We start from the raw sequence: 20,371 nt of genomic DNA, 5'->3' as shown, positions 1-20,371 counted from the left end.
GAATCGTGAATCTCTACAGTTGAGTCCATCGATGAGCCGCAACCAAACAAACGACTCACCGAGGCAGGACAGACGGCCCGGATCACCCCACCCAGACCGCCAGCCCGGAACCCCGTTTCAACGATTCAAAGGAATGACCACCATGTTCGCCAAGCAAGCCCAAATCGCCGTTGCCGCCATCGCCCTGACCATCGCCGGCGGCGCCTTCGCCCAGTCGACCGAGCGCAATGTGTTCGATACCGAAACCAACCTGCGCATGCCCGCTGCCGCGTCGGCCGAAGGCCTGACCCGCGACGCCGTGCAAGCCCAGTACATCGCCAAGCGCGACGCCAGCAACATCGCCAGCTTCAACCCCGAAGCGGCCTACTTCGCCCAGAACAACGATTCGAGCCGCGCGATCGCCGCGCTGTTCACTGGCAAGCCGGCCCAAGCGCAAGCGTCGGCCAGCGGCCTGAGCCGCGACGAAGTGCGCGCTGAAGTCATCGCCGCCCGTGCCCACGGCGAGATGAACGTGTTCGACACCGAGACGAACCTGCGCGTCGCGCCGAGCGTTCGCCAGCCCGCCGCCACGCAACTGGCGCAGCGCTGATCGGGTCGGCCGGCCCGACCGGCCAACGAACTAGAGGGGGGCGAACCGACGGTTCGCCCCTTTTTGCATGCCACGCCTGCCAACAAGGTAAGTACCACAAACCCGGTTCAAACGTGGTCTTGGCCCCGGCCTGTCGGTCGGATAGATTGCCCTGAGCTCAAGCGAGGGAGAGTCCGGGCATGGCCATGCAGCAAGACAGCCTGACCATCGAACTTCAGGCCGGCGTGCTCACCTGCCGCCACGCCAAGCGCGTCAAGGCCGTGGTGGTCGCGGCCGCACTGGGCAGTTGGCTGATTCCCATTGCCGCCAGCCTTGGCGCCGTCACGGCGACGCGGCCCTACGCTGTCGCCGGCGTCGCCGCCTGCGTCGTCAGTTGGGGAGTCTCGGTGTTGCTGGCCTGGCGGCTCTACTGCCCGTGGTGCTGCGAGCGCCTGTTCTTTGCGTCGGGCGTGGCCAACTCGCCCAGCTGGCGGCAGCTCGCACGGCAGTTCGTCCCCTACGAAACGGTGGCGCACGGCAGGCTCACCTGCCCACATTGCCGCTCGCGCTTCGCGCTGGGCCGCCCGTAGCCAGCAAGGCCTCGGCCCGGTTCCCGGGCCACCCATTGGGGCCGGCAGGCGTTCTTCCCTCGCGCTCGTCAACCTCGCTGTCGGGTCATTCCATCGATGCCGGTGCTGCGTGGCGCAGGTTGATTCACCTCAACTTCGGCCTGCTGCTGCCGCGCGATGCTCGCTTCATTGCGCCGCCTGCGACGCTGCGACTGGCGCAGGCTCGTGCCGGGCTGCCGGCCGCCGACCGAAGGGACCCCAAGGTGGACGTGAATCTCGTCATGCCGTTGCTGGTGGCCGCTTGTCTGCTGCTGGTTCCGCTCATCCCTGCGGCGGTGCTGTACCTCGTGCTCACGCCGCGGCGCGACCGGGGCGCCGGCGGCGGCAACACTGCCAGCGGCGAAGCAGACGCAGGTCGGGTGAAGTTCCGATTCAACGTGGTCGGCTCAACGGCGACCTACGTCATCCTTCTCGGTGCGGCCACGTGGATCTATCGCGACAGCGAAGCGATGAGGCTCGAGCGGGCGCGGCAGCGCGCGGATGCGGTCAGGGAACAGCAGGCCTGGCTGGTCGAGGTGCCGGTCTATCTGCGCTCGCCTGGTGGCGAGGTGATACCGGCCAACAAGGGCGAGATGCAACAGGTGCGCGTGGAGCTGGAGCCGAGCTTGACGCTCGCGTCGTCCAACGCGGTGCAGTTCTGGGTCATTCCCAACAACGGCAAGTTCCCCACCGCGCGGCTCAGCCTGTCGCCACTGAGCACCAGGCCCGAGATCCTCGACTTGAACGACACCCGCCGCATGCAGCACGACTATGCAGGCCGGAAGATGAGCGGCGTTGCGCCGGTGTGGCTCGAGATCGGCAGGAGGTATGGCGATGAACACCCATAAGCTCGGCGTGGCCACGGCCCTGGTGCTGGCCTCGGCCGCGGCGTGCGCCGTCAACGTGCGCGGTCGGGTCGATTTCGTCACCCCTGGCGGGGCCTTCCCGATGAACCAGGCGTTCGTCGAGCTGTGTTTCGCGCCGACGAACCAGTGCCTGAGCTACCGCACGGGCTACGACGGGATGTACTACTTCTATGCCGTGCCCGGCCCCCACTATGTCCGCATCAACGGGGTGGTTCGCCATCAACTGGACATCCCAAATGTGTTGTCGCTGGACATCCAGCCGCTACAGGGCAACTGACGCGATGGTCGCCTGCACTGCGGCGGCGTGGCTGGCGGCGGTTGCGTTGGCGGCCGGCGCGGCGCCGCAGGCGGCATCGGCGCCCGCGTCCGCGGCGACTGGCTCGCACGCTTGCGTCAAGAACATCGACGGTGCGCAGTTCCTGGCCGCTGCGCAGGCGAGGGGTCTCGAGCCGGTGTCGGATTGCCTGCTTGTCGACGTGGCCGACAACCACTTCTTTGCGCCGCCGGAGGTGGCCTGCAGCGTCACGTTCGCCTCCAGGGCGTGGTTGGAGGCCAGTTGGGAATTCGTGCGGTTGAAAGGCGTGGGGGGCTTCACCTCCCGCCACGAGGCCGGCGCGCTGATCGTGACGATCGAGGCCAAGGGCGGCTTCTCGGCGACCGAGTTCACGCTGCGTTCGAAAGAGCCGATGCCGCCGGGCGACTGCGAGGCGGCCCGGCTGGCAGACATTCTGAAGTGAGCGGCGTCAGACAGCCCAGGGCATCATCAACGTCATCAGGAGCAGCTTCTCGAACTCCGGCGCGAAGCGGTCGAGCACGGCCTGCGGCTCGGTGCAGCGCTGCCTGTCGGTGATCAGGCCCAACTGCACGCCACCGGCATACGACATGATGCTGACGCCCAGCCCGATGTGGCCCGACAGGGGTGCCCAGAACGTCGCCTGGCGCAGCGTCGAACCGCAGAGCCTGAGTGGCCTCTGCGGGCCGGGCACGTTGGTCATCACGGCCGTGGTCTTGTCGAGAAAGTGGTTGCTGAGCAGATCCTGCCCACCCTGCGTCAGGCTGCCCGTCAGCGCCATCATCGCGTAGGCGAGCAGCGGCTGGTAGTGGCCCTTGAGCTCGCTCATGCGCGCATGCACGGCGTACACGCGCGCAACGGGGTGCTCGATGCCGATGGGTACCAGCAGCGGGGCCAGGCCGAATCGATTGCCCAGTGACCAGGCCTCGTCCAGCGGCCGCAGATTCACCGGCACCATCGCGCGGATCTCCTGCCCGCGGGTATCGTCGCCCAGGTCGCGCAGATAGCCGCCAATCGCGCCGGCCGCGCAAGCGACGAGCACGTCGTTGACCGAGCAGGCCAGCGCCTTGCCGACTGCCTTCACGTGTTCCAGCGGCAGCGGCTCGCTCCAGGCCACGCACTTGTGGCCGTCGAGCGGCCCCCTGAAGCGCGTCGGTGCGTCGTCTGCCATCAGGGCGATGGTCGCTGCGTCGGCGGCGATCTGGCGCGCCGCCTGGCCCAGCGCCAGCGTACGCCCCAGCGTCTGGCGGGGGCGTTCCAGCGCCGCGAGCGAGCGCACCACGCCGTCGCCGGCGCCTTCGATGGCCTGTATCGCCAAGGCGGTGAGCGGCTGGAGCATCGAGTCGTTCAGCCATTGCGCGAGGTCCCGGTCGTGCAGGTGGGGCTGCGCGATCTCCTCGGGCCCAGGTGCCTCGGCACCGTCGTCCATCAGCGACATCAGCACCGCGCTCAGCGCGATGCCGTCGGCCATGCAGTGGTGCACGCGCACGATCACCGCGCTGCCGTTGTCGTACTGCTCGACGAGGTGGAACTGCCACAGAGGATGCGCACGGTCCAGCGGCTGCGAGATCAGCTCGCCCACGCGCGATTGCAGGGCTGCCCGCGCGCTCTGGCCCCGCCGGCATACAAGGCGCTCGCGCACCACGTGGCGGTGCAGGTCGAAGGCCTCCTCGTCCACCCATTCCGCGCCCAGCGTGCCTTGCACCGCCTTCTGCCGGAAGCGCGGGATCTTCAGCAGCCGGTTGCGCAACCGATTGGACAGCGCTGCGAGCGTGACCGCCGGCTGCAGCAGCCACAAGCCCACCACCATCGGACGGTTGACGTCGCTGTCCAGGCGCAGCCACGCCGTGTCGACTCGGCTCATTGGCGTGCGGCGCGGCGTCATCGGTGGCTCCTTGGTGATCGGCGTGCCCCGTCCTGACCACTGCGCGGCTTCGTACGAGCACTTCGTCAGTGGGGTCGAGCGGCCACTGTGCGCCGCCGTGGCGCGGCTTCGCGTGAGCCAGATCAAGCGGGCGGTCGTGTCGGCCACGCAAACGCCGGCCTCGGGCTGGGGGCGTCTGGCGGGCGGCTTGGTCACCGCCCGACGCGGGCCGCTACTTCGGCTTGGCGCAAAGCTCGATGATCTTCACCGAGCCTTCCAGGCTGAGGGTCGCCGGGTCTTGGGTGATCGGCCAGCGGGCGTCGAAGGCGGCGCGGCAGCCGTCTGGCGAAACCTCGATCGCCGACATGATGCGGAACGATTCGTGGTCTGGCGCACCGGCGAACCAGATGCGCGAGCTCTTGCCGTCGCGTGTCAGGTACAGCCCGCCGCCGGCGGCGGATGAGCCTGCAACGATCACCAGGCTGCCGCCGGCCACGGGCAGCAGCAGCGCGTCCGACGACAGCCGGCGCTCGGTGAAATACGCCGCCAGCGCTGGCGGAAAAGGCGCCCGTTCGATCTGGCCGTTCGCGCGCAGCAGCAGCGCCGCGAACCGCTGTTCGCCCCGCTTGTCGGTCCAGCGGTAGAGCCCGGCGCTCAGCAGGTGCGCGCCCAGGAAAGGCAGGTGGGTGATGTTCAGCCCGATCCTGTCGCTGGTGACGTCGAGGGCGATCTCCCGATCGCCCGATATCAGCCGCACCGGCTGCGGCTCGTTGCCGAACGCGCGGTGCCAGGTGATGAAGCCTTCGCCCGGCTGCAGGTAGAGGCGCGGCTGGCCGTTGTCGGCCCCCGGCATGGGGTGCCTCACATCCTCGGCCAGGGTCTGGCGGCACAACGAGCTGTTCCAGTTCGGGTGCGCACGCTCCGGCCAGGGCACCAGGCGGTTCGCTGCACCGTCCCACTTGAACCATTGCGTGGCGGGGGCGGGGCCGAATTCGCTGCCCTGGAAGTAGGCGCGGGTGTCACCCACCACGGCGCTCACGACACCGGCCGGCGGGTTGGTGCAGCTCAGCCGCCCTTGGGGCACGAGGGTGTGCCGCTGCCGGTTGCGGGTGTCGAACGCGACCACCTGTTGCGACGTCCAGGCATTGGTGGCCCGCGGGTCGCCGGCGAACGTGGTGATGGCCAGTGTGTGCGCGTCCAGCCAGGCGAAAGGCCCGCGGGCGTTCGGCAGCATGGCCACGCCGGTTTCGATGACCGGCAGCTCGGCATCGGGGATCTTGGTCGCGCCGGCTGCCCAGGCGGTGCAGGTGGCCAGCAGCAGGGCCGGCGCCCAGGCAGCCTTGGCGAGATCGTTCCAGCGTGAGGTCATAGGGCTTGTTTTCGCTCGTTTCGCTGGGGTTTCTAGCGGGCCTTGTCGATCGCCTCGCACAGCTGCCGCGCGCCTTGCACGAAGCGCGGGCCCATGCGACCGATCAGGTCACCATCGATCAGCGCAAAGCGTTGATGCTTCACCGCCTCGACGCCCGGAAAGCGTGGCCATTGGCCTTGCTCGGGGTGGTCGCTCGGCGCGCCGGCCATCGCGATGACCTGCGGGTTGCGCTGCACCGCGGCCTCCCAGCTCACCGTGGGCGTGAAGGTCGGCAGCTCGCCGAAGATGTTGGTGCCGCCGCAGGCGGTGATGGCCTGGTGGATCAGGTGTTCGCGGTTGATCGTCATCAGCGGCTGGTGCCACAGCTGGTAGAAGACCCGCACCGGCTTGCGCGCCGCGTACTCGGCCTGCAACTGGGCCCATTGCTGCTCGACCTTCTTCGCCTCGGCATCGCCGGCCTCGGCCCGGCCCAGCAGCCGGCCGATCGTGCGCAGGCTGCGCGCCAGGTCGGCCACCGAGCGGATCTCGCTGTCGAACACCGGCACGCCCATTGCCTGCAGCGGCGCACGGGCGCGCTCGGGAAAGCCGGTGCGCCAGACGAGGATCAGATCGGGCTTCAGCGTGGCGATGGTCTCGTGGTGCACGGCCACGGCGTCGCCGACGATCGGCACCTGCTTGGCCTCGGCCGGGTAGTCGCTGTAGCGGCTGACGCCGACCACCTGCGCGCCGGCACCGATCGCGAACACCTGCTCGGTCAGGTGCGGGCCCAGCGTGATCACCCGCTGCGCGGGCCGGGGCAGGCTGATGGTGTGGCCGCTGTCGTCGACCACGCTGACAGGCTGCGCCTGGGCGCTGGCAGCCACCAGAAGCAGCAGGGCCATGGACGTGCGCATCACACCGCCGCGGTCTTGGGCTCGAACTCGCACAGGGCGCGCACCTGGCACGCGCCGCAGCGCGGCAGCCGGGCCTGGCAGACGTAGCGGCCGTGCAGGATCAGCCAGTGGTGCGCGTCGACGCGGTAGGCCTCGGGCACGCGCTGCAGCAGGGCCTGCTCGACCGCCAGCGGGGTCTTGCCCGGCGCCAGCCCGGTGCGGTTGCTGACGCGGAAGATGTGCGTGTCGACCGCCATCGTCGGCTCGCCGAAGGCCACGTTCAGCACCACGTTGGCGGTCTTGCGGCCGACGCCGGGCAGGGCCTCCAGCGCCTCGCGGTCGGGTGGCACCTTTCCGCCATGCTGCTCGACCAGGATGCGGCAGGTCTCGATCAGGTGGCGGGCCTTGGTGCGGTACAGGCCGATCGTCTTGATGTGGCGCTCGACACCTTCGACGCCCAGCGCGAGCATCTTGGCCGGCGTGGGCGCGGCGGCGAACAGCGCGCGGCTGGCCTTGTTGACGCTGACATCGGTGGCCTGCGCCGACAGCAGCACCGCCGCCAGCAGCTCGAACACGTTGGTGAACTCCAGCTCAGTCTCGGGCTGCGGGTTGGCGGCTTTCAGCGTGGCGAAGAAGCGTTCGATCGTGGCCGGGGTCATTCGGGTGGGGTGTCGTCGCGTGGGGTGGGTGCAGGGGCGGGTGGCGCTGCGCGTTGCGCGCGGGCACGCGCGAGTGCGGCCTCGATGACCGCGCGTTTGCGGTCGATCACCTCGGGGTCGGTGTGCTGGGTCTGGTTCGGCAGGTCGGCCAGCTTGTGGGCGGCCTTGGCGGCCAGCCGCTCGTCGTTCTCGCGCTTGTCGCGCGACACGCGCATCTGGCGAAAGGCGTATTGCTCACGCGCCCGGGCGGCTTGCTCGTCGCTCCAGGCGGCCCAGCCGGTGAGGGGCGGCGAAGTGCGGCCGCCGTGGTTCACCGGCTCCATCACGATGCAGTCGACCGGGCAGGCGGGCAGGCACAGCTCGCAGCCGGTGCAGTCGGCCTCGACGATGGTGTGCATCTTCTTGGGCGCGCCGACGATGCAGTCGACCGGGCAGGCCTTGATGCACAAGGTGCAGCCGATGCACCAGTTCTCGTCGATCACCGCCACGCCGCGTGGGCCTTCGTGGCCGTTTGCGGGGTTCAGCGCCAGCACGGGCTGGCCGGTCAACGAGGCCAAACGGGCAATGCCCTGGGCGCCACCGGGCGGGCACTGGTTGATCGCCGCTTCGCCGACGGCGATGGCTGCCGCGTAGCCGTGGCAATCGGGGTAGCTGCAGCGGGTGCACTGCGTCTGCGGCAGTGCGTCGTCGATGCGCGCGGCCAGCGCGGCCTGGGCGGGGGTGAGGTTCGTGGGCGCGGGGTGGATCACGGGGGCAATTATCCCCAGCGATCCTGGCCTACTTCTTGACGCCGCCGACCATCAGCCTGGCCACCATGCCTTCGGCCTTCAGGTGGTCGAAGGCGGCGCGGGTGCGGGCCACGGTGTCGTCCGGCGTGCTGCGGCTGTAGGCCATGTAGATGCCGGTGGTCATCTCGTTGAGCGTCAGCACCTTTTCGAGCGAGTTAGGGTCGACGTTGGCTTCTTTGCAGAAGCGCACCACGTCGTTGTCGGGCAGCGGCAGCAGGTGCACCTTGCGATCGAGCAGCATGCGCAGGCTGTCGGGGTTGCGGGCCGAGACCACGAGCTTGTCGAAGCCGCGCGACTGCAGGTACTGCTGGCGCACGTCGTCGCGCATCACGCCCACGCTGTAGGCCTTGGCGTCTTGCAGGTTGTGCACCACCACGTCGTCGCGGCCACGCAGCTTGTACAGGTGGTATTCGATGCGCATGAACTCGCCGGCCCATTTGAACTGCGCCTCGCGGGCCTGGGTGCGGGCGATCAGGAAGATCAGCACGTTCGGCTCCTGCAGCGCCAGGTCGTAGGCACGCGCCCAGGGGTAGAGCGCGAGCTTGTAGTCGGTCAGGCCGGCGCGTTTCATCGTCGCCTCGACGATCTCGGTGGCCGGGCCGGCGACCTTGCCGTCGCGCAGGTAGGTGTACGACGAGTCTTCGGTGACGGCCTTGATGCTGTCGGCCTGGGCACAGGCGCAGGCCAGGGCCATGGCGGCGGCGATCAGCGGCGCGAACAGGGAGCAAGGGCGAAGCGGCATCGGGCACCTTCCGTCGTCAAGTCAATCGGCAATCTGGTCGCGGCCCTGGCTCTTGGCGCGGTACAGCGCCTGGTCAGCCTGGTGCAGCAGCAGGTCGAAATGGTCCATCGTCGCCGGGTCGAACTGCGCCAGGCCGATGCTCAGCGTGACGTGGGCGCCGACCGCCGAGTCGCGGTGCGCGATGGCCATCGCGGCGACGCGCCGGCGCAGGCGCTCGGCCGCGGTGCGGGCCTGCGCGGCGTCGATGCCGGGCAGCAGCACGGCAAACTCTTCACCGCCGATGCGGGCGACGACCTCGCCGGCCCGGGCGAAGTTGTCTCTCAGCGCCTCGGCCAGCAACTGCAGGCAGCGGTCACCCTGGGCGTGGCCGTAGGCGTCGTTGTAGCGCTTGAAGAAGTCGACGTCGCACATCAGCACCGTCAGCGGCTGGCCCAGGCGCTGGGCGCGGCGGAACTCGATGTCTTTCAACTCGTCGAAGTGGCGCCGGTTGGCCAGGCCGGTCAGCGGGTCGGCGCGCGATTGCTCTTCGAGCCGCTTGTTGGCGGCGCGCAGCTCGGTGGTCTGCTCGTCGACCAGTTCGGCCAGGCGGTCGCGGTGGGCGGCCAGGTCGCGCTCGTCCTGCTTTTGCCGCTCGAGGTAGGTCGACAGCTTGTGCTGCAGGTCGTTGACACCGGCCTCCAGCAGCGTGAGTTCGTCGCCCTGGCGGGCCTGGCGGTTCAGCCGCAGCGCGTGGCCGAGCGTGCCGGGCGTCAGCTCGCTCAGGTGGCGGGCGATGTAGCGCACATGCACAGTGACCGAGCTGTTGAACAGCCACATGATCAGCCCGGCCAGCAGCAGCGATTGCACCAGCTGGGTCAGCACGATGTCCAGCACCTCGCCGCGCAGGCGGTCGCGCAGCACGCGTTCGTCGCCGACCAGTGTCAACTGGCCCACCACCTCGCTGGCGCCGGCGTAGGGCTCGTAGGTCAGCTCGCGGGTGATGACGGGCGTCATCGGCGAGACGGTCTGGCCTTCGCGGTGCGATTCGAGCACCTCGGGCGCGCGGCCGGCTTGCTGCACGCGCAACTCGATCCGCCCGACCGAGGCGACCTGGGCCGCGCTGTCGAGCTGGGTGCGCAGGGCGTCGCGGTCCATCTCCCAGATGGCCTTGGACAGGGTGCGCTGGAATACCTGGTCGATCAGCGTCAGCTCGGCCGTCATCGACGCCAGGTTGGCCTGCCAGGCCTGCCAGGTGCGCAGCGCCGCGGCGGCGAGCGTGAACACGATGCCGAAGGCCAGCGTCGCGATCACCAGCCGGCGGCCCAGCGAGCCGGTGCGCGGCACCGGCGGGGTCAGGGTGGGCGGGCTGCTGAGGCCGGCTTCTATCGGGTTGGACACGTGTTCAGCGGGCGAGCGGCTTCACAGCCACTTCTTCTTGATGGCGTCGTAGGTGCCGTTGCGGCGGATGGTTTCCAGCCCTTTGCGAAAGCGCTCGACCGTCGCGTCGGGCGTTTTCGTGCTGAAGGCCATGTTCAGCCCGTCGTCATTGGCCAGGTCGGGCAGGGACAGCACGCGCACCAGCATCGTGTCGGGGTCGTCGCCGGCCTGCCGGCTCAGGTAGGCCGCATTCGGCTCGTTCGCGATCCACAGGTCGACGCGGCCGAGCTTGAGCTTTTCGTAATTGAATTCGTACTTGTTGCTGGACTGCAGGTTCTTGCCCAGCACGAAGCCCTTGCTGACCAGGTACTGCTCACCGGCGTCTTCGTTGACGGTGGCGATCTGGAACTTGCGGGCGTCGTCGAGCTGCCGGATCGACAGGTTGCGACCGGTGCGGGTGTAAAGGGCCCAGTGCGTCGGCGCGATCACGCCAACCCACTTGAAGAGCTTCTCGCGCTGCGGCGTGCGGGTGATCGAATAGATCAGCACGTTCTCTTCGTTCAGCGCGATGTCGTAGGCGCGGGCCCAGGGCATGCTCTTGATCGGGGCCTGCAGGCCCACCTCTTTCAGCACCGCCTGGACCACCTCGGTGCTCAGGCCGGTGATCTGGCCGCCCTGGGTCATGTTGTAGGGCGGCAGCTCTTCGGTGACGATGCGCAGGTCGGCGCTGGTCGCGTGGGCGGCCAGGGCACACAGCGCCAGCGCCGCCAGGCTGAGCTGGCGGGCGTGTCTGGCGGCGGTCGAGAAGAGGCTCATGCGGTGGTGACCCGAAGTTGGGCGCCGCCGTTGGGGCAGCGCACTGCGCGGCTCGGGTGGAGCCGGGCATACGTCAGGTATCGACCACCGCTGCGGGGAGTTGAGCGGTCAGGCCATGCAACGGTGCGGCCTCAGCGTGCACCGTTTGGCATGAAAGCCGGTTCAGCCGGCTCGGCGGGCCCGTTTTGCCGTGGTCTTGGCGGTGGTCTTCGCCGTGGCCTGGGCGGGGCGGGCCTTGCGGGCGGGCGCCTTGGGCGTGCCGATGATCTCGTCCGGCTGGTTGAAGCGCTGGATGAACGCGCGCAGCTCCGGGTAGACCTTTTCGCGCCAGCGGCGGCCCGAGAAGATGCCGTAGTGGCCGGCGCCTTGCACGTCGTAGTGGAACTGGCGCGCCTTCGGGATGCCGGTGCACAGCTCGTGCGCGGCGCGGGTTTGGCCGGCGCCGGAGATGTCGTCCAGCTCGCCTTCGACCGTCAGCAGTGCGCTGGTCGAGATGTCTTGCGGGCGGACCGGGTGGCCGTCGACCTCCCAGGTGCCGTTGACGAGGGCGAAGTCCTGGAACACGGTCTTGATGGTGTCCAGGTAGTACTCGGCCGGCATGTCGAGCACGGCGTTGTACTCGTCGTAGAACTGGCGGTGGCCTTCGGCGCTGTCGTCGTCGCCGCGGACCAGGTCAAGGAAGTAGTCGTAGTGCGAGCTGAGGTGGCGGTCGGGGTTCATCGCCACGAAGCCGGTGTGCTGCAGGAAGCCCGGGTAGACCTGGCGGCCCGAGCCCGGAAAGTGCGGCGGCACCCGGTAGATGACGTTGTTCTCGAACCAGGAGTAGCTCTTGTTCATCGCCAGGTTGTTCACCGCGGTGGGTGAGCGGCGGGCGTCGATCGGGCCGCCCATCATCGTCAGCGTGCGCGGCGTGAACTCGCCGGCGCTGGCCAGCAGCGAGACGGCGGCCAGCACCGGCACCGTGGGCTGGCAGACCGAGATCACATGCACCTCGGGCCCGATGTGGCGGATGAACTCTTGCACGTAGTTCACGTAGTCGTCGAGGTGGAACGGGCCGGCCTCGGTGGGCACCATGCGGGCGTCGGTCCAGTCGGTGATGTAGACCTTGTGGTGCTGCAGCAGGCTCTTGACGGTGTCGCGCAGCAGCGTGCTGTGGTGGCCCGACAGCGGCGCCACGACCAGGACGGTCGGCTGGGCCTTCATGTCCATCAGCGCGGTCGGGTCGTCAGAGAAGCGCTTGAAGCGGATCAGCCGGCAGAACGGCTTCTCGACCGCCACCTGCTCCTGCACCGCGACATCGACGTTGTCGACGCGCACGGTCTTGATGTCGAACTGCGGCTTTTCGTAGTCCTTCGCCAGCCGGTGCATCAGGTCGAGGCCGGCGGCCACGCGCTGCGACATCGGCAGATGGGTGAACGGCGACAGCGGGTGGCTGTACAGCTTGGCCGAGGCACTGGCGAACTCGGAAAACGGCGCCAGCAGCGCGCGTTGGGTTTCATAAAGCTGATACAGCATGAGCAAGGCTCCGGCGGGGCTTCTGGTCTTTGTCAAACGTCAGGGCGTTCTCTGCACCGTTCAAGGCCGAGCCCAGTCTGACAAACGTTTTCATCACTATTGTGCATCGCAACATCGACGCCTGCATGCGTGGATACACGATTGGCATTCACCCTCATTAAACGCCTTGTGCAGGTGCAGCAAGCACCGGAAAAGGGCGGTGGGTGTGGGGTTGTTCCATTTCGTGGGTCGGCGCAGCGCTCGGCGGGTGCTCGGCTGCCCTCCAAGGCCACCGGGCAACCACCGCCCGGCGGGGCTCAACTCATCCAGAACAGCACCACGGCCATGCGCTGGTCGGCCGGTTCGTCGCCGCCCCAGTAGGCGGTGGCGCTGTGGATCAGGTCGGCGCGGTAGACCAGCAGGCGGTTGAAGCGGTGGTCGACCGCCTGGTCGAGCACGAACAGGTCGGGCGGCACGAAGCGCGTCTCGAGCGCCTCGACCAGGTTGTCGAAGCGACCGGGCAGGGTGTTGCCGCCCAGTTGGCCGTCTGGCAGGCGCACCCGGTAGAAGCCGGTGCCGCAGTGGTCCGGCACGTTCGGGTTCAGGTACAGCACCGCGGCATAGCGGCACAGGCGGCGCGCATCGGTGTGCGGGCGGGGCCCGGCGTCGTTGGCGCCCACGAGCTGCACGCAGTTGTGGTTCAGCAGGTTGCCGGTGCCGGCGGCAGCGGTGACCGCGAACAGGCGCTTCTGGCCGGTCTTGGCCCGGGCCCAGTTCTCCAGCGGGGTCAGCTCTTCGGGGGTCAGCGCCGGCTGGGTGCGCCGGCCCGGCCAGCTTTCCGGCCGCTTGGGCGCGCCTTGCACCCAGTCTTCACGGGCCAGCAGCCGCGCGCGCACGCCCATCGGGTCGGCCAGTGCGTCGTCGAGCACCCAGTAGTCCTTGCCCAGCGTGGGGGGGCGGTAGATCAGGCGGTGGGCCTTGGGGGCGGGCGGGCGCGCGTGATGAAGAGGTGGGCTGACGAGCGGCATGGCGCGATTGGAGCACGCCCGGCGCGTCAGCCCAGCGGCTGGATGCGGTAGGCGCAGCGGCGGGCACCGGCCAGCAAATGCTCGGTGCGCTGCACGTCGACGCCCGGGCCCAGGCAGCGCCGGAACAAGGCCAGCTCGGAGCGGCAGAAGCCCTGGCACTGCGTGGCGGCCGCGCAGATCGGGCAATGGTCTTCGATCAGCAGCCAGGTGTCACCGTCGGCCTGCGCGGTGGCCATGTAGCCCTCTTCGCTGCGGACCTGGGCCAGCGCCTGCACGCGCTCGCCGAGCTGCGTCAGCCCGGCCAGGCGGCGCTGGTACACCGATTCGGCCTCGGCTTCGCGGGCGGCGATCAGCGTGTCGAGCGCCTGCGGGCCCAGGTACTCGGCGGCATGGCGCAGCAGTTGCACGGCAAGGTCGCCATGCCGGTCGGGAAACCGGCCGTGGCCGCTGTCGGTCAGGCGCCAGATGCGGCGTGGGCGGCCCACGCCCTGCGCTTCGTCGTGAAAGCTCACCAGCCCTTGCGTGGCCAGCACCTGCAGCTGCTTGTGTGCGCCCATCGGCGTGATCGCGCAGGCGGCTGCCAGCGTGGCGGCGGTTTGCGGGCCTCGGCTCTTGAGCTGGAACAGCAGGCGGTCGGTGGATTGGGCCATGGGCGTCAGGCAAGGGCCGATGCGGCGGCGGGATTCTCTCTCGTGGCTTCGCGCCTGGCCCAGCGCCACAAGGCCCAGGCCGCGCCGCCGGCGCACAAGGTGCCCAGTGCCATCACCGCGCGCACGTTCCACAACGACAGGGCCCCGCCGGCCAGGGCGATCGCCACGTTGGCGAAGCAGAAGATCGTCGTCAGCAGGCCCATCACCCGGCCCTGGCCATGCCGGGCGAAGCGCGACGAGACCCAGGCCGGCATGAACGCGCTGTAGACCGCCAGCGGCATGCCCAGCAGGCCGATCGTGAGCACCCCGGGGGCACCGGGCAGCACCACCAGCAGGCCGAGGCCGGCGGCGCCGCACAGCGCGGCCAGCGCGGCGATCCGCAGCGGGTGGCTGGTGGCCGGCAGGCGGCCCGCCAGCCAGGTGCCGACCAGCATCGACGTGCTTTGCGCGGCGGTGACCCAGGCGATGCCGGTGCTGCTGAAGCCAGCTTCGGTGACACACCACAGCGGCGCGTAGTCGTACAGCGCCGTCACGCCGCACATGTAGGCCATCTGCAGCAGGAACAGGCGTCGCAGGTCGCGGTCGTGGATCAGCGGCGCGAGGGTCGAGCCCGAGATGGCATGGCCGGCCCCGGTGGGCGGGGCCGCCGGCGTTGCGGGCAGCGCGGTGCGGCCCCCGGGCACGCCGGCCATCACCAGCGCGATGCAGCCGAGCATTGCCAGCGCGGCGATCACGAACGGCACCGCGTTGCCCCAGCGCAGCAGCAGGCCGCCGAACAGCGGGCCGACCAGCCAGCCGCCGTACTGGAAGGCGTTGAGCCAGGCGAAGGCCCGCACGCGGGTTTCTTCGCCGTGGTGGTCGGCCAGCAGTGCGCGGGCGACGGCGATGTTGCCCTCGGTCAGGCCGGTGGCGAAACGGGCGAGCACGAACAGCAGGTACCAGCGGCCCTCCAGCGCGCCGGCCGTCAGCAGGTTGAACACCGCGCAGGCCAGCAGGCTGACGACCAGCACCCGGCGCCGGCCGAGCCGGTCGGACAACGGCCCCAGCACCAGGCTGCCCAGCAGGATGCCCGCCGGGTTGGCGGCCAGCGCCACGCCCAGCAGCCACTCGGGCGCCAGGCCGGCGAAATGGGTGAAGTCGTCCGCTGGGCCGTCGACGAAGATCGGCGCCAGGATCGGGTAGGGCATCGCCACGCCGACCGTGCACAGCAGCGTGACGGCGCAGACGGCGATCAGCAGGCGCAGCGAGGCGCCGTTCATGCGGTGGCCTCGGCGGCAGGCAGCACGCGCGCATAGCCCGGCCAGCCGCGGTGGCGCCATTCGTCGAGCGCCGTCCAGGCCAGCTTGATGCGGTGGTCGTCGCGCGAGGCGGCCAGCGCCGGCAGCGCCGCCTGCCAGTCGGCTTCGCTTGCCGGGCCGCCGAGGTAGACGGCCACCCAGTCCGGCCGCGGCCGGCCGATCGACAGCCATGCGGCAAGCCAAGCCCGCCAGACGCCGTGCAGAACAGCCTGGGTCTGTGCCGCGTCGAGCCTGGCGTGCGGCAAGACCTGGCGCAGCGCGTGGCAGCCGGTGACCAGGTGCAGTGCGGTGAAGTCGCGGCTGCCGAGGTAGACGGCCAGCGACGCCTCGGCCAGCGATTCCAGCGTCAGCGCTGCGGGGCTGGGCGAGGCCTCGCCGGAGACGGCAGCGTCGAAGCCGGGCAGGGCGGCGCACTGCAGCATGTCTTGCGTGATGGTGGTGTCATGTTGCGGCGTGAAAGCCAGCGCCGGTTGCTCGACGAGGGCGGCCAGCACATCGGCCAGCCGCAGGGCCTGCCCGGTGGGGGTGGCTGGCAGCATCGGGCCGATCGACTGGCGGTGGGTCTGCCAGGCGGCGAGTGCGTGGGCGATCTCACCTGGGTGATCGGCGTCCAGCGCATGGGCCAGGCGGATCAGGCCGTGGAAGGCGGCGGTTTCGGCGGCGCCGAGCAGGCCGGGCAGGTGCTGCGCCAGGACCGCCGGCAGGCCGTTGCGCTCGAGCTCGGCCGCGAACTGACGGGCGGCCAGCGCCTCGGCGCTGTCGGGCGTCAGCGGGTCGAGCCGGGCTGCGTGGCGTTGCAGCTGCGCCTGCAGCGCGCTCGGCGGGGCCTGTAAGCGGTGCAAGGCCGTCAACACCATCGGCAGGTGGTTGGACAGGCGAAGGCGGCCGGCGGGGTAGGTCGCGGCGTAGGCCAGGCTGGCGTCGAGGGCGCGGTGCAGGTCGCTGCGGGTGGCGGGGGCTGACATGGCGGGTGGCTCCGGGGAACGTGGGCACATCATGCCAACAAGCGCGTCATTTAATAAACCAGTAGTTTATAAACTGGGATGACGAGAGGGCCTTCGCACCGTGACAGCGCTTGCATACCAGTGAGGCCGATTCGATAAGACCAGTTTCGGCCGGCCTTGCGCCGCTTCGGTCACCGCAGAAACCTTCAAAACCCTGGGAAACCGGTGTTTCAACCAGTGTCCCGGCAGCCCCGGCTGGCGGCGGCGGGTGTACATAACCGGTCCCACATTGGTATTGAAGGAGAGGTCACATGCTGTCTCGCCGTTTCATTCTGGCGCTCGCCGCCGCGTGCCTGGGTGGCACGCTGGCCGCGCCGGCGCAGGCCAAGTCCATGCCGTACAACGGCAAGCCGGTGCTGGTGCCGGGCATCGTGCAGGCCGAGAACTTCGACCTCGGGGGCGACAACGTCGGATACCACACCAAGGACAACATCAACCACCTCGGCCAGTACCGCCCGACCGAAGGCGTGAGCCTCGAGAAGAGCACCGACACCGGTGGCGGCTACAACGTGGGCTGGGCGCGCGCCGGCGATTGGCTCAACTACACGATCAAGGTCGACAAGGCCGGCACCTACACGCTGCAGACCCGCGTGGCCTGCCTGGGCCAGGGCGGCAGCTTTCACTACAAGCTCGACTTCGTCGACGCGACACCGCAGCAGACGATCCCCGACACCGGAGGCTGGCAGAACTGGATCACGCTGACGACGACGATCCAGCTGCCCGCCGGCCGCCATGTGCTGCAGCTGCACGAAGACACGCCCGGGGCCGATGGCAGCGGCGATGTCGGCAACTTCAACTGGATCAAGCTCAAGAAGAGCGGCTCGGGCGGCGACGGGCGGCAGAAGATCCTGAACTTCCTGAACAGCACCTCGGGCGTGGCCACGGTGGTGGGCATCCACAACAAGTACTCGAGCACCCCGCATAGCTACACCGACGAGAACGACGCGATCGCCGGCCGGCCGTCGGCGCTGTGGGGCGGTGACTTCCTGTTCGGCGACCAGGTGCAGTACCGCGGCCGGATGATCAGCGAGGCCAAGGCGCAATACGCCAAGGGCGCGCTGGTGGCGCTGACCTACCACGCCTGCTCGCCCAAGCGCGACGAGTACTGCGAATGGGACGACATCGGCGGCAACAACCACGCGCAGCTGACCAACGAAGAATTCCGCCAGCTGACGACGCCGGGCAACGGCCTGTACAACACCTGGATCAGCCGGCTCGACACCTTGGCCGGCTACTTTCAAGACCTGAAGGACCAGGGCGTGGCGGTGGTGTTTCGGCCACTGCACGAGATGAACCAGTGCGTCTTCTGGTGGGCATGCCACACGGGACCCAACGGCAGTGCGCGGCTGTACCAGATCACCCACGACTACCTCACCTACACCAAGGGGCTGACCAACATCGTCTGGGCCTGGAACATCCAGGATTTCTCCAGCATGCCCAACGACCTGACCAAGTACGACCCGGGTGCCAGCTACTACGACGTGGTGACGCTCGACATCTATGAGAGCGCCTTCCGGCAGGACTTCTACGACGCGGTGGTCAATTTCGCGAAGGGCAAGCCGGTGGCGGTTGGCGAAGTGCAGTACATGCCGACGGCGGACAAGCTGAAGCAGCAACCCAAGTGGACCTGGGTGATGCAGTGGTCGGACTTCATCTACGACAACGACCACATGATCGCCAACCTGTACGCAGCGCCCAACGTCACGACGCTGGACGAGATGCCGGGTTGGTAGGCGCCTCGGGCCGGGCCCGCGTCAAGCGGGCTCGGCGTTGAGCCAGCCGGCGTTCTGCAGCACCACGCGGTAGCCATCGTGGTCGGCGAAGCTGCGGCCGCGTTCGTCCCAATACGGGTTGAACGACGGCACCTGCTGGAAGCCGGCGGCCAGCATGCGCTCGCAGCTGGCCTGCCACTCGGCAGCGTCGGGCAGGTACAGCACCACCAGGTCCTCGGGCGTCGGGGTCGGCGGCACCGGGTGGGTGTTCGAGCGGGTGAACTCGAAATGGTGGCCAGCGCCGGGCTGGCCTAGCATCACGCCGTCGAAACCGTCATGGTCTTGAAAGCTGCCCAGCACGGTCAGCCCGAGGCCATGGCGGTAGAGCTCGACGCTGCGGGCCAGGTTGTTGACCGGGCGGGCGATACGAAGATGCGGGATATGCGGCAGGTGGGGAGGGGGCGTCGGCATGGGTGCAAAGGTGTCGGGCTGAACCGTGCCCATCATGCCGCGTCACTGGAAATTTAAAAACTAGTAGTTTATAAACTATGCCAGCAAAAGGGCCTTGCGGCCCTTCGTGGGTGATCGAGCCGGTCAGATGACCTTGGCGATGCACTCGGCCACGTAGCCGATGTTCTTGTCGTTCAGGGCGGCCACGCAGATGCGGCCCGAGTCGACGCCGTAGACGCCGAATTCGCTGCGCAGGCGCTCCATCTGCGGCTTGGTCAGGCCCGAGTAGCTGAACATGCCGCGCTGGGTGGTGATGAACGAAATGTCCTGCTTCACGCCGGCGGCCTTGAGCTTCTCGACCAGCGCGCCGCGCATCGCCTTGATGCGGTTGCGCATGCCGGCCAGCTCTTGCTCCCACTGCTGGCGCAGCGCCGGCGTGGTCAGCACGGTGGCGACGACCTGCGCGCCGTGCGTCGGCGGGTTCGAGTAGTTGGTGCGAATGACGATCTTCAGCTGCGACAGCACGCGCGAGGCTTCTTCCTTGCTCTCGCAAACCACCGACAGCGTGCCGACGCGCTCGCCGTAGAGCGAGAAGCTCTTCGAGAACGAGGTCGAGACGAAGAAGTCGATGCCGGCTTGCACGAAGCGGCCGATGACGGCGCCGTCTTCGGCGATGCCGTCGCCAAAGCCCTGGTAGGCCATGTCGAGGAAGGCGACCAGCTTGCGCGCCTTGACCGCTTCGATCACGGCGTCCCATTGGGCGGGGCTGATGTCGTAGCCGGTCGGGTTGTGGCAGCAGGCGTGCAGCACGACGATGGTGCCGGCGGCGGCGCTGTTCAGCGCAGCCAGCATGGCGTCGAAGTTCACGCCCTGCTTGGCAGCGTCGTAGTACGGGTAGGCTTCGACCGTGAAGCCGGCGTTGGTGAAGAGGGCGCGGTGGTTTTCCCAGCTCGGGTCGCTGATCAGCACCTTGGCGCCCGGGTTGACCTTCTTCAGGAAGTCGGCGCCGACCTTCAGGCCGCCGGTGCCGCCCAGCGCTTGCACCGTGGCCACGCGGCCGGCGGCGACGAGCGGGCTGCCCTCGCCGAACACCAGGCCCTGCACGGCCTTGTCGTAGGCGGCGATGCCGTCGATCGGCAGGTAGCCGCGGGCGGCGGCAGCCTCAGCCATCTGCGCCTCGGCGGCTTTCACGCAGGCCAGCAGCGGCAGCTTGCCGTTTTCGTCGGTGTACACGCCGACCCCGAGGTTGACCTTGGCGGGGTTGGGGTCGGCATTGAACTGTTCGTTCAGGCCCAGGATCGGATCACGGGGGGCCATTTCGACGGCGGCAAACAAGGACATCGCAGAGCTTCCTGAAGGGACGGTGTCAGTAGGGCGCGCAGCTTGCCCCGGCAAAAGCCGCGCGGCTGCGCTACGCTGCAAGGTTCGACCCGTTGGGCAAGCCTGCTTGCAGCAGCGCCGATTTTAGAGGTTCATTCAGGGATAACCCCATGCCAGATTCTTCTGAGGTGATGCCGGTGGCCGAAGCGCCAGAAACGTCGCATGGCGAGTTCGTTTCTTTTCCCGATTCACCGTTTCAGCTCTTTCAACCGTACCCGCCGGCCGGTGACCAGCCGACCGCGATCAACCAGCTGGTGGAAGGTGTGAATGATGGCCTGGCCTACCAGACGCTGCTGGGCGTGACGGGCTCGGGCAAGACCTTCACGATGGCCAATGTGATCGCGCGGCTGGGGCGGCCGGCGATCGTCTTCGCGCCCAACAAGACGCTGGCGGCGCAGCTGTACAGCGAGTTCCGCGAGTTCTTTCCGAAGAACGCGGTCGAATACTTCGTCAGCTACTACGACTACTACCAGCCCGAGGCCTATGTGCCGCAGCGCGACCTGTTCATCGAGAAGGACTCGTCGATCAACGAGCACATCGAGCAGATGCGGCTGT

22 protein-coding genes are annotated in these 20,371 nt (G+C 68.7%); 7 read left to right on the top strand and 15 right to left on the bottom strand.

Annotation, left to right across the window (positions count from 1 at the left end; genetic code table 11):
• Positions 1–142: 142 nt before the first annotated feature.
• The 5 genes from ACE3SG_RS23020 to ACE3SG_RS23000 all read left to right on the top strand — a co-directional run bounded on the left by ACE3SG_RS23020 (position 143) and on the right by ACE3SG_RS23000 (position 2,779).
• Complete coding sequence (locus tag ACE3SG_RS23020) at positions 143–589, top strand: DUF4148 domain-containing protein (RefSeq protein WP_374568565.1); 447 nt, start codon at positions 143–145, stop codon at positions 587–589.
• Between the two features lie 179 nt (positions 590–768).
• Positions 769–1,158 (top strand): hypothetical protein, encoded by a 390-nt coding sequence (locus ACE3SG_RS23015; RefSeq protein ID WP_374568564.1) that lies wholly within the window; start codon positions 769–771, stop codon positions 1,156–1,158.
• Between the two features lie 119 nt (positions 1,159–1,277).
• Positions 1,278–2,024, top strand: a complete 747-nt coding sequence (locus ACE3SG_RS23010) for a hypothetical protein (protein ID WP_374568563.1) — start codon at positions 1,278–1,280, stop codon at positions 2,022–2,024.
• Complete coding sequence (locus ACE3SG_RS23005; protein ID WP_374568562.1) at positions 2,011–2,319, top strand: hypothetical protein; 309 nt, start codon at positions 2,011–2,013, stop codon at positions 2,317–2,319. The genes ACE3SG_RS23010 and ACE3SG_RS23005 overlap by 14 nt, the downstream gene beginning before the upstream one ends.
• A 4-nt stretch (positions 2,320–2,323) precedes the next feature.
• On the top strand, positions 2,324–2,779 hold the full coding sequence (locus ACE3SG_RS23000) for a hypothetical protein (RefSeq protein ID WP_374568561.1): 456 nt from the start codon (positions 2,324–2,326) through the stop codon (positions 2,777–2,779).
• A 6-nt stretch (positions 2,780–2,785) separates the two neighbouring features.
• Here ACE3SG_RS23000 and ACE3SG_RS22995 read toward each other — a convergent pair whose 3' ends face one another.
• From ACE3SG_RS22995 to ACE3SG_RS22935, 13 genes are all read right to left on the bottom strand, one after another.
• Positions 2,786–4,219, bottom strand: coding sequence for a wax ester/triacylglycerol synthase family O-acyltransferase (locus ACE3SG_RS22995; protein WP_374568560.1), 1,434 nt, complete (start codon positions 4,217–4,219; stop codon positions 2,786–2,788).
• 211 nt (positions 4,220–4,430) lie between these two features.
• Positions 4,431–5,567, bottom strand: a complete 1,137-nt coding sequence (locus ACE3SG_RS22990) for a hypothetical protein (RefSeq protein WP_374568559.1) — start codon at positions 5,565–5,567, stop codon at positions 4,431–4,433.
• Between the two features lie 32 nt (positions 5,568–5,599).
• Positions 5,600–6,448: a cobalamin-binding protein gene (locus ACE3SG_RS22985; RefSeq protein ID WP_374568558.1), complete on the bottom strand. Its 849-nt coding sequence runs from the start codon at positions 6,446–6,448 to the stop codon at positions 5,600–5,602.
• An 11-nt stretch (positions 6,449–6,459) separates the two neighbouring features.
• Positions 6,460–7,098: an endonuclease III gene (nth, locus tag ACE3SG_RS22980; RefSeq protein WP_374568557.1), complete on the bottom strand. Its 639-nt coding sequence runs from the start codon at positions 7,096–7,098 to the stop codon at positions 6,460–6,462.
• Positions 7,095–7,847, bottom strand: coding sequence for an electron transport complex subunit RsxB (gene rsxB, locus ACE3SG_RS22975; RefSeq protein WP_374568556.1), 753 nt, complete (start codon positions 7,845–7,847; stop codon positions 7,095–7,097). Before rsxB ends, nth begins: the two co-directional genes overlap by 4 nt.
• Before the next feature lie 28 nt (positions 7,848–7,875).
• Positions 7,876–8,628 carry a substrate-binding periplasmic protein gene (locus tag ACE3SG_RS22970; RefSeq protein ID WP_374568555.1) on the bottom strand — a complete coding sequence of 251 codons (753 nt, stop codon included), beginning with the start codon at positions 8,626–8,628 and terminating at the stop codon, positions 7,876–7,878.
• A 21-nt stretch (positions 8,629–8,649) separates the two neighbouring features.
• Complete coding sequence (locus ACE3SG_RS22965) at positions 8,650–10,005, bottom strand: GGDEF domain-containing protein (RefSeq protein WP_374568554.1); 1,356 nt, start codon at positions 10,003–10,005, stop codon at positions 8,650–8,652.
• A gap of 21 nt (positions 10,006–10,026) precedes the next feature.
• Positions 10,027–10,800: a substrate-binding periplasmic protein gene (locus ACE3SG_RS22960; RefSeq protein ID WP_374568553.1), complete on the bottom strand. Its 774-nt coding sequence runs from the start codon at positions 10,798–10,800 to the stop codon at positions 10,027–10,029.
• 162 nt (positions 10,801–10,962) lie between these two features.
• Complete coding sequence (locus tag ACE3SG_RS22955) at positions 10,963–12,315, bottom strand: polyhydroxyalkanoate depolymerase (protein WP_374568552.1); 1,353 nt, start codon at positions 12,313–12,315, stop codon at positions 10,963–10,965.
• 296 nt (positions 12,316–12,611) lie between these two features.
• Positions 12,612–13,322, bottom strand: a complete 711-nt coding sequence (locus ACE3SG_RS22950) for a DUF6445 family protein (protein ID WP_374568551.1) — start codon at positions 13,320–13,322, stop codon at positions 12,612–12,614.
• 26 nt (positions 13,323–13,348) lie between these two features.
• On the bottom strand, positions 13,349–13,972 hold the full coding sequence (locus ACE3SG_RS22945) for a helix-turn-helix transcriptional regulator (protein ID WP_374568550.1): 624 nt from the start codon (positions 13,970–13,972) through the stop codon (positions 13,349–13,351).
• 5 nt (positions 13,973–13,977) lie between these two features.
• Positions 13,978–15,231, bottom strand: a complete 1,254-nt coding sequence (locus tag ACE3SG_RS22940; protein ID WP_374568549.1) for an MFS transporter — start codon at positions 15,229–15,231, stop codon at positions 13,978–13,980.
• The gene (locus ACE3SG_RS22935; RefSeq protein WP_374568548.1) at positions 15,228–16,235 is read right to left on the bottom strand and encodes a questin oxidase family protein; all 1,008 of its coding nucleotides are present in this window, start codon (positions 16,233–16,235) and stop codon (positions 15,228–15,230) included. Before ACE3SG_RS22935 ends, ACE3SG_RS22940 begins: the two co-directional genes overlap by 4 nt.
• A gap of 290 nt (positions 16,236–16,525) precedes the next feature.
• On the opposite strand from ACE3SG_RS22935, the gene ACE3SG_RS22930 reads away from it, so the two are divergent.
• Positions 16,526–18,007, top strand: a complete 1,482-nt coding sequence (locus tag ACE3SG_RS22930; RefSeq protein WP_374568547.1) for a glycosyl hydrolase — start codon at positions 16,526–16,528, stop codon at positions 18,005–18,007.
• 21 nt (positions 18,008–18,028) lie between these two features.
• Here ACE3SG_RS22930 and ACE3SG_RS22925 read toward each other — a convergent pair whose 3' ends face one another.
• Positions 18,029–18,457 carry a VOC family protein gene (locus ACE3SG_RS22925; protein WP_374568546.1) on the bottom strand — a complete coding sequence of 143 codons (429 nt, stop codon included), beginning with the start codon at positions 18,455–18,457 and terminating at the stop codon, positions 18,029–18,031.
• 123 nt (positions 18,458–18,580) lie between these two features.
• Positions 18,581–19,777, bottom strand: coding sequence for an amino acid aminotransferase (locus tag ACE3SG_RS22920; protein WP_374568545.1), 1,197 nt, complete (start codon positions 19,775–19,777; stop codon positions 18,581–18,583).
• 149 nt (positions 19,778–19,926) lie between these two features.
• Between ACE3SG_RS22920 and ACE3SG_RS22915 the strand changes: the two genes are divergently transcribed.
• On the top strand, positions 19,927–20,371 hold a 445-nt coding region (locus tag ACE3SG_RS22915; protein WP_374568544.1), incomplete at its 3' end, for a DEAD/DEAH box helicase family protein.

The organism is Ideonella sp. (genome assembly GCF_041914305.1).
In the GTDB taxonomy this organism is placed as follows: Bacteria; Pseudomonadota; Gammaproteobacteria; order Burkholderiales; family Burkholderiaceae_C; genus Ideonella.
Note: the sequence above shows the minus strand (reverse complement) of the source record. Positions and strands in the feature narration are given on the sequence as shown.